Origin of the sequence: Aquipuribacter hungaricus, from assembly GCF_037860755.1 — a bacterium.
GTDB classification, from domain to species: Bacteria; Actinomycetota; Actinomycetes; order Actinomycetales; family JBBAYJ01; genus Aquipuribacter; species Aquipuribacter hungaricus.
This window is the reverse complement of record NZ_JBBEOI010000231.1, coordinates 1-5,473: the sequence shown is the minus strand read 5'-3', so window position 1 is coordinate 5,473 and position 5,473 is coordinate 1. Positions and strand designations below refer to the sequence as shown.

At 76.9% G+C, this 5,473-nt stretch carries 3 protein-coding genes and 1 pseudogene; 2 read left to right on the top strand and 2 right to left on the bottom strand.

Annotated features, from left to right (window positions below; genetic code table 11):
* Together WCS02_RS16890 and WCS02_RS16885 are read left to right on the top strand one after the other, a co-directional pair.
* Positions 1 to 575, top strand: a pseudogene (locus WCS02_RS16890) (hypothetical protein); the annotation flags it as partial.
* A gap of 99 nt (positions 576 to 674) precedes the next feature.
* On the top strand, positions 675 to 3,164 hold the full coding sequence (locus tag WCS02_RS16885) for a putative bifunctional diguanylate cyclase/phosphodiesterase (protein WP_340295346.1): 2,490 nt from the start codon (positions 675 to 677) through the stop codon (positions 3,162 to 3,164).
* A 33-nt stretch (positions 3,165 to 3,197) separates the two neighbouring features.
* On the opposite strand, the gene glsA is transcribed toward WCS02_RS16885, so the two are convergent.
* Together glsA and WCS02_RS16875 are read right to left on the bottom strand one after the other, a co-directional pair.
* Positions 3,198 to 4,574: a glutaminase A gene (gene glsA / locus WCS02_RS16880; protein ID WP_340295344.1), complete on the bottom strand. Its 1,377-nt coding sequence runs from the start codon at positions 4,572 to 4,574 to the stop codon at positions 3,198 to 3,200.
* A gap of 34 nt (positions 4,575 to 4,608) precedes the next feature.
* Positions 4,609 to 5,406: an NAD-binding protein gene (locus tag WCS02_RS16875; RefSeq protein ID WP_340295342.1), complete on the bottom strand. Its 798-nt coding sequence runs from the start codon at positions 5,404 to 5,406 to the stop codon at positions 4,609 to 4,611.
* Positions 5,407 to 5,473 lie beyond the last annotated feature (67 nt).

Below are 5,473 nucleotides of genomic sequence, written 5' to 3'. Positions count from 1 at the left end.
AGACGGGCCCCGCCCAGGGCGCCGGCGTCCTCGACGTCGCCGCCGCGGTCGCCGCGGCCCGCGCCGGCCAGGTGCCCGCGCACACGCAGACCGCCCCCCGCTCCACCGGCCTCGGTTCCCTCGAGGCCTCCCGCGCCGGCACCTGGGTCGTCGACCCGATGGACGGCTCGGTGCTCGAGGGCGAGCAGGACATCTTCGGCACCGCGTGGGACGCCGCGGCCTGGGCCCCGCTGTCAGCGGCCGGCCGCTCGTGGTCCGGCGGCACCTGGAACGGCAGCACCTGGACCGGCGCCGGCTGGCAGGGCGACACCTGGGCCGCCGCCGACTGGCAGGGCCGCAGCTGGTCGGGCCGCTCGTGGTCGGGCCGCTCCTGGTCGACGATGTCCTTCCTCGGGCGCTCCTGGTCGGGCTCGGACTGGGCCGGCCGCAGCTGGTCGGGCCGGTCGTGGTCGGACCAGGAGTGGGCGGGCCGCAGCTGGTCGCAGGCCGGCTGGGAGGGCCGCTCGTGGTCCGACGCGGAGTGGACCGGGCGCAGCTGGTCCGGGCGCAGCTGGTCGGCGGACGGGTGGACCTGACCCTCAGTCGGGACGTCTGACGCTCGGTGATCTAGGCTCGGCCACCTGGCCCGCACGGACGGGCTCCCGGGGACGGTCGGAGGTGATCCGATGGGGTGGGTGTCGTCCCGCAGGTACGCCATCTCGGTGTTCAGCGCGCTGCTGGCCCTGGCCGCCGTGCTCCTGCACCTGGGACCGCTGCGCGGGGTCACCGCCCCGCTCGAGGGCCCGCCCTGGTGGCTGCTCGTCCCCGCCTTCGTCCTCGCCGAGCTCGTCGTCGTCCACGTCCAGGCGCGGCGGGAGTCCCTGAGCGTCTCCTTCCGCGAGGTGCCCCTCGTCGTCGGCCTCGTCCTCCTGGCCCCCGTGGAGCTCCTCGCCGCGAGCGTCCTGGGCTCGGCGGTGGCGATGCTCCGCCGGCGCAGCGGCAGCGAGAAGCTCCTGTTCAACCTCAGCCTGCTCGCGCTGGAGGCCTCGCTCGCTGCCGCGCTGTACCACCTGGCGCTCGGCACGGCGGACCCGACGAGCGCGCGCGGGCTGCTGGCGGCGCTGGCCACGGTCGTCGTCACCGACCTGGTCGGGGCGGCGGCCCTCACCGCCGTGGTGTGGCTCAAGGTGCGGGCCTTCGACGACGGCGTCCTGGTGGAGGCCGTGACGACGGGGCTCGTGGCCGCGCTCACCAACACCAGCCTGGGCCTGCTCGTCGTGGTCCTGCTCGACACCCGGCCGGTGGCCCTGGTGCTGCTGGTCGGCGTGCTGCTCACCGTGGCCCTGGCCTACCGGGGCTACTCCTCGCTGGACCGCAGCCACGCCCGGCTGGAGTCGCTGTACCGCTTCACGCGGCGGGTGCAGGAGGAGGTCGACACCGCCGAGGTGTGCCGGACCGTGCTGCGGCAGGCCCGCGACATCCTCGCCTCGCAGGGCGCCGAGCTCCTCGTCCTGCCCGCCCGCGGCGGCACCGACCCGGGCCTGCTGCTGCGCCTGGTGGGCGACGAGGTGGTGGAGGAGCCGCTCGTCGTGCCGGCCTGGCTCGCCGAGGCCGTCGACGGGCGGGCGGTCCGGCGCCACGGCCAGGACGACGCCGGCCCGCGGGACGCCCTGGCCGCCCCGCTGCACGTGGACGGCGACGTGGACGCGGTCCTCGCCGTCGTCGACCGGCCCCACCACCTCGGCCCGTTCGGCAGCGAGGACCTTCGCCTGCTGGGCTCCCTGGCCAACCACACCGCGGTGCAGCTGCAGAAGTCGCGGCTGCTGGACCGGCTGCGCGCGGAGGCCGAGCGGCAGGAGCAGCTGTCGCTGCACGACCAGCTGACCGGTCTGCCCAACCGCCGCCACGCCCTCGGCGCGCTCACCGCGGAGCTCGGCCGCGGCGGGAGCACGGCGGTCCTCGTCCTGGACCTCGACGGCTTCACCGACATCAACGAGGCCTTCGGGCACGGGACGGGCGACGAGCTGCTGCAGCAGGTCGGGGCCCGGCTGGTGCCGTGGGGGAGCGCGCCCGGCCACGTCGCCCGGCTCGGTAACGACGAGTTCGTCGTCCTGTTCCGGGACGTCGGCACCGTGGCACAGGCCCAGCAGGCGGTCCGGCCGGTCCTCGCCGCGCTCGCGGGCCCCTTCCGGCTGGGCGGCACCACGGTCGACGTCCGGGTCGTCGCGGGCCTGGCGGTGGCGCCGGAGCACGGGGGCAGCGCCGACGGGCTGCTGCGCCGGGCGGACGCGGCGATGTACGCGGCCAAGCGCGAGGGCGTCGCGGTCCGGACCTGGGACCCGCTGAGCGAGGGCGACAGCGTCCGCCGGCTCACCCTGCTGCGGCACCTGCGCGAGACCATCGAGGCCGGCCAGCTCCAGGTGCACTACCAGCCCAAGGTCCACCCCGGCACGGGCCGGGTGGTCGGCGCGGAGGCCCTGGCCCGCTGGACCCACCCCGCCCACGGCCGCGTCACCCCCGACGAGTTCGTGCTGCTCGCCGAGCGCTCGGGCCTCATCCACCCCCTCACCGACCTGGTGCTGCGGACGGCGCTGGAGCAGTGCCGGCAGTGGCGCGTCTCGGTGCCCGGCCTGTCCGTCGCGGTCAACCTGTCCGCCCGCAGCCTGCTCAACGAGGCGCTTCCCGAGCAGGTCGCCGCCGCCCTGGCCCGCGCCGGCCTGCCCAGCAGCGCGCTCACCCTGGAGCTCACCGAGACCGCCGTCATGGTCGACGTCGACCACGCGCTCGTCGTGCTGCGCGGCTTGGCCGACCTCGGCGTCACGCTGTCGATCGACGACTTCGGCACCGGGCAGTCGTCCCTGGCCTACCTCAAGATGCTGCCGGTCGGCGAGGTCAAGGTCGACCGGTCGTTCGTCGCGGGGGCCAGCGGCGACGCCGGCGACGCGGCGATCGTCGGCGCGGCCGTCGACCTGGCCCACACCCACGGCCTCGTGGTCGTCGCCGAGGGCGTCGAGGACGACGTCACCCGGCGCCTGCTCGTCGACCGCGGCTGCGACGTCATCCAGGGCTACCTGGTGAGCCGGCCGCTGGCCCCGGAGGCGTTCGGCGCGTGGCTGGCGGCGCACCCGCAGCCGGTCGGTCCCGCGGGCGCGACCGGCCAGGAGGGGCGCGGCGGGGGCTGGTAGCCGGAGCCGCCCTGCACGCAGCCCCCGGGCGGGTCAGCGCAGGCTGGCGAGCAGCCCGTCCTCCGCGCCCCGCAGGGCGTCCTCCAGGTCCCGGACGGTCCCGTCCGGGGTGGTCCCCTCCCAGTCGGCGCGCTGGCTGCGGTCGCGGTCGACCAGCGCCACCGTGACGTCCGACGCGGCCAGCACGTCGAGCACCTCGGCGAGCATGTCCACCGCCGGGCCGTGCACCCAGCCCACCGCCCGCAGGTCGACGGTGAGCCAGTGCCGCCCCTGCCAGCCCTGGGCCGCCTCGAGCAGCTCCGCGCAGACGGTGTCCACGCTGCGCAGGCCGAGCGGGCCCTGCACGCGGACCAGGTGCAGCCGGTCCTCGTGGGAGCGCAGCACGTCCTCGTCCTCCTGCGGCCGCGAGGTGCGGGAGCGGGTGTCTCGGGCCTCGGCGCGCTCGACCGGCGGCAGCCCCAGGCCCTCCGGGCGGAACTCGTGCATGCCGAGGTCCTCCGACAGCCGCGTGCACGCCGCGATGCCCCGCACGCTGTTGCCGTCCTCGTCCAGGGCCGGGCTCCACGTCCCGATCCCGAGCTGGCCGGGCTGGACCGCGACCACGCCGCCGGCGACGCCGGACTTGGCCGGCAGCCCGACCTTGACGAACCACGACCCCGCGCCGTCGTACATGCCGCACGTGCCCATGACGCTGAGGACGGTGGGCACCAGGTCGACGGGCACGACCTGCTCGCCCGTCAGGGGGTTGCGCCCGCCGGCGGCCAGGGTCGCCCCCATGACGGCCAGGTCCCGGGCGGTGACCAGCAGGGAGCAGGCGAACAGGTAGACGTCGACGGCGTCGTCGACGTCGTGGGGCAGCGACCCGCCGTCCTTCATGAGCCAGGCCAGCGCCCTGTTGCGCGCCCCGGCGGCCTCGGCCTCGCGCACCTGCGCGTCGTCGCCCAGGGGTCGCCCGGCGAACCCCGACAGGCCCGCCCGGATCCGGTCCTCGCGCTCCCGCGCGGTGCCGCCCGCGACCAGGCAGCAGGTGACGATGGCCCCGGCGTTGACCATGGGGTTGGGCGCCCGGCCGGTCTCGGCCTCGAGCACGAGGGCGTTGAACGGCTCGCCCGTGGGTTCCACGCCGACGTGCGCGACGACCTCGTCCCAGCCGGAGTCGGCCAGGGCGAGGGCGTAGACGAACGGCTTGACCGCGGACTGCACGGTGAACTCGCGGTCCGCGTCCCCCACCGCGTGGACCCGGCCGTCGGCGGTGCACAGCGCCAGGCCGAAGCCGTCGGGGTCGGCCTCGGCCAGGGCCGGGGCCGACGTGCTCACGGTCCCGCCGTCCAGGCCGGACAGCTCGGCGTGCACCGCCTCCAGGCGGGTCTGCAGGGGGTGGGTGGGGGGCTGCGGGGTGCGACGGGCCATGCCCCCATCAGACACCGCCCGGCGGGGGCCGGGGCTACCGGCCGTCCACGGTGAGCCGGTCGGGGAAGCAGTAGGCCCAGTGCTCGCCGGGCTCCAGGGAGGCGATGACCGGGTGGTCGGTGCCGACCGCGTGGGCCCGTGCGTGCTGCCCGGGCGAGGAGTCGCAGCAGCCGACGGAGCCGCAGCCCGTGCACACCCGCAGGTGCACCCACGACGTGCCCTGGCGCAGGCACTCCTCGCAGCCGACGGAGCGGGGCAGGACCGGCGGGACCGGGCGCAGGTGCGTGCACGCCGGCTGGTCCGGCGACGGGTCCACCTGCACCACGCGCGACATGTCCACGGTGCTGCGCCGGCCGCGCCCGCCGTCGGGCAGCAGCACCGCCGGCACCGGGCCGGCGTCCGCGCCCAGGGCCGTGAGCACGGCCTTGGTGAGCGCGTGGCGCGACGCCCCCTCGGCGTCGACGACGCGGTGGACGCCGACGGCCGCGAGCTCGGCCAGGTCGGTGCCGCCCAGCGGGCGGGCCAGGACGGGCACCTCGTAGCGGGCCAGGCCGGCCACGACCCCGGCGATGCGGACCGCCTGCTCGTGGGTGTCCTCGGCCACCACGAGCAGCCGGGTGCGCTCCAGGCCGGCCATCTCCAGCACGGCCGACTTCGTCGGGTCGCCCATGACGACCCGGTGCCCGTCCGCCTCGGCCTCGCCGGCCCCGTCGGGGTTGAGCGTGGTGACGGTGAGGTCGACGCCGCGGGCGCGCAGCTCCCGGGCCAGCGAGCGGGTCGCCGGGCCCCAGCCGGACAGCATCACCTGCCGGCCCTCGCCGGCGGGCACCACGGCGCGACGGCCGTGCCCCCGCCCGTCCCGTCGCCGTTCCCGTGACCGGCCGCGCCGGCGGCCTGGC

What these genes read in the sequence shown, in the direction of transcription:
- glsA (WP_340295344.1), bottom strand. Translation starts at nt 4,574, where the DNA reads ATGGCCCGTCGCACCCCGCAGCCCCCCACCCACCCCCTGCAGACCCGC.